This window comes from Nocardioides sp. CPCC 206348, assembly GCF_048654705.1.
GTDB lineage: Bacteria > Actinomycetota > Actinomycetes > Propionibacteriales > Nocardioidaceae > Nocardioides.
On sequence record NZ_JBMCZA010000180.1, the window covers coordinates 2,532 to 4,983 of the forward strand.

Sequence of the window (2,452 nt, forward strand, 5' to 3'; positions counted from 1 at the left end):
GCAGGCCCGCAAGAAGCCGCCCATGCTCTCCGGCGGTCAGCAGCAGCGGGTGGCCCTCGCCCGGGCGCTGATCAACCGACCCGAGGTGCTGCTCCTCGATGAACCCCTCGGCGCCCTGGACCTCAAGCTGCGCCGAGGGATGCAGATCGAGATCAAGCGGATACAGACCGAGGTCGGCCTCACGTTCGTGCACGTCACGCACGACCAGGAAGAGGCGATGACCATGGCCGACACGATCGCGGTCATGAACGGCGGCGAGATCGAGCAGATGGGCTCGCCGGCCGAGCTCTACGAGAACCCCCGCACCACCTTCGTCGCCAACTTCCTCGGCCAGTCCAACCTGATCGCAGGCACGGTGAGCAACGCGGGCAGCGACGTGGTGAAGGTCGACATGCAGGGCACCCAGGTCTCGATCCCCGCCGACCGGGCGCACGTGCAGAGCGGTCCGGGCTGGGTGGGCATCCGACCGGAGAAGGTCCTCATCGCGCCCGAGGGCGAACCGATCGACGCACCCGGCAACCACATGCAGGGCGGGGTGGTCACCGACGTCAGCTTCGTGGGGGTCAGCACCCAGTACCTCGTGCGGATGCCGTGGGGCCAGGAGCTGATGTCCTTCGAGCAGAACACCGGCGCCCGCGGCATCATCGCCCGGGGCACGAAGGTCGACGTGTCGTGGCGCCCGGAGTTCTCCTTCCTGCTGCCCGCGAGCCAGGACGTCAACGCCGGCGCGGTGGAGGAGTCCTGATGCGGAAGGGGCGGTTCACCGGCTACTGGCTGATGCTGCCGGCCGTCGTCTGGCTCGGGCTGTTCTTCGTCATCCCGTTCCTCTCGCTCCTCGCGACCAGCCTCTACGACCCCGAGGGCTCCGTCCTGACCGGGTACGACGTCACGTACCGCTTCGCCAACTTCACCGACGCGCTCGGGGAGTTCTGGCAACCCCTGTGGCGCTCGCTCTGGTACGCCGGCGTCGCGACCGCGATCTGCCTGGTGCTCGGCTACGTCCTCGCCTATGCGATCGCCTTCAAGGCCGGCCGGTGGCGCACCTTGTTGCTGGTCCTGGTGATCGCGCCGTTCTTCACGAGCTTCCTGGTCCGCACCCTGTCGTGGAAGCTGATCCTGGCCGACGACGGGTTCGTCGTGGATGCCCTGCAGACGGTGCACCTGATGGGTGAGGACGGCCGGCTGCTGGCCACGCCCGTCGCCGTGATCGCCGGACTGGTCTACAACTTCCTGCCCTTCATGGTGCTCCCCCTCTACGCCAGCCTGGAGAAGATCGACGGCCGGTTGATCGAGGCGGCCGGCGACCTCTACGCCTCCCCGACCCGCGGCTTCCTCAAGGTGACCCTGCCGCTGTCGATGCCGGGCGTGGTCGCCGGGACCCTGCTGACCTTCATCCCGGCAGCCGGCGACTACATCAACGCGAGGCTGCTCGGCAGTCCGAACCAGCGGATGGTCGGCAACGTCATCCAGGACCTGTTCACGAGCACCGGCGACTACGCGGCGGCCGGTGCGCTCTCGGTGATCCTGATGGCCATCATCGTGGCGATGGTGATGGTCTACATCCGCAAGGCCGGGACGGAGGAGCTCCTGTGAACGGACTGCAACGAGCCGGACGATGGATCGGCGACCACGTGGTGATGGCGGCCGGAGCGCTCGTCCTCGTCTACATGTTCGTCCCGATCGCCGTCGTGATGTTGATGAGCTTCAACGACAACAGCAAGTCCCGCAACGTCTACGCGTTCCAGGACTTCACGCTCGACAACTGGGCCAACCCCTGCAAGCCCGACGGCATGTGCGACGCGGTCCTGCGCAGCGTCGAGATCGGGCTGCTCGCGACCGTGGTCGCCACCATCCTCGGGACCCTCGCAGCCTTCGCGCTCGTCCGGCACAGCTTCGCCGGCCGCTCGGCCATCAACACGATCATCTTCCTGCCGATGGCCTCCCCCGAGATCGTCATGGGCTCCTCGCTGCTCGCCCTGTTCGTGTCCGCGGGCTTCGGCGGTCGACTCGGGTTCTGGACGATCTTCATCGCCCACGTGATGTTCTGCCTGTCGTTCGTCATCGTGACCGTCAAGGCACGCCTGGCCGGGCTGGACGAGAACCTCGAACAGGCGGCGATGGACCTCTACGCCAACGAGGTGACGACCTTCTGGCGGATCACCTTCCCGCTCGTGTTCCCCGGCATCGCGGCAGCGGCCCTGCTGAGCTTCTCGCTGTCCTTCGACGACTTCATCATCACCAACCTCAACGCCGGCCAGACCGTCACCTTCCCGATGTTCGTCTGGGGCGTCTCGCAGCGCGGCATCCCGATGCAGGTCAATGTCGTCGGGACCGCGATGTTCCTGATCTCGATGTTCCTGGTGCTCGGCAACATGCTCGCCACCCGCAGGTCCAAGCGGCCTGCCTAGCCCCTGCCCGGTGGTTGAGGTGCGAGGAGCGCTAGCGACGAGCC

Annotated in this window: 3 protein-coding genes; all 3 read left to right on the top strand. The window is 66.9% G+C overall.

The window, feature by feature from the left end:
* A partial coding sequence (locus ACOADB_RS14705; protein WP_378599980.1) for an ABC transporter ATP-binding protein occupies positions 1-745 on the top strand: 745 nt, incomplete at its 5' end.
* Positions 745-1,593: an ABC transporter permease gene (locus tag ACOADB_RS14710; protein ID WP_378599983.1), complete on the top strand. Its 849-nt coding sequence runs from the start codon at positions 745-747 to the stop codon at positions 1,591-1,593. The genes ACOADB_RS14705 and ACOADB_RS14710, both read left to right, overlap by 1 nt.
* Positions 1,590-2,408 carry an ABC transporter permease gene (locus ACOADB_RS14715; protein ID WP_378599987.1) on the top strand — a complete coding sequence of 273 codons (819 nt, stop codon included), beginning with the start codon at positions 1,590-1,592 and terminating at the stop codon, positions 2,406-2,408. Before ACOADB_RS14710 ends, ACOADB_RS14715 begins: the two co-directional genes overlap by 4 nt.
* The last annotated feature ends 44 nt before the right edge of the window (positions 2,409-2,452 follow it).

Bases quoted from the DNA above. Each gene is read 5' to 3' on its own strand.
- ACOADB_RS14710 (WP_378599983.1), top strand. From the start codon at position 745: ATGCGGAAGGGGCGGTTCACCGGCTACTGGCTGATGCTGCCGGCCGTC.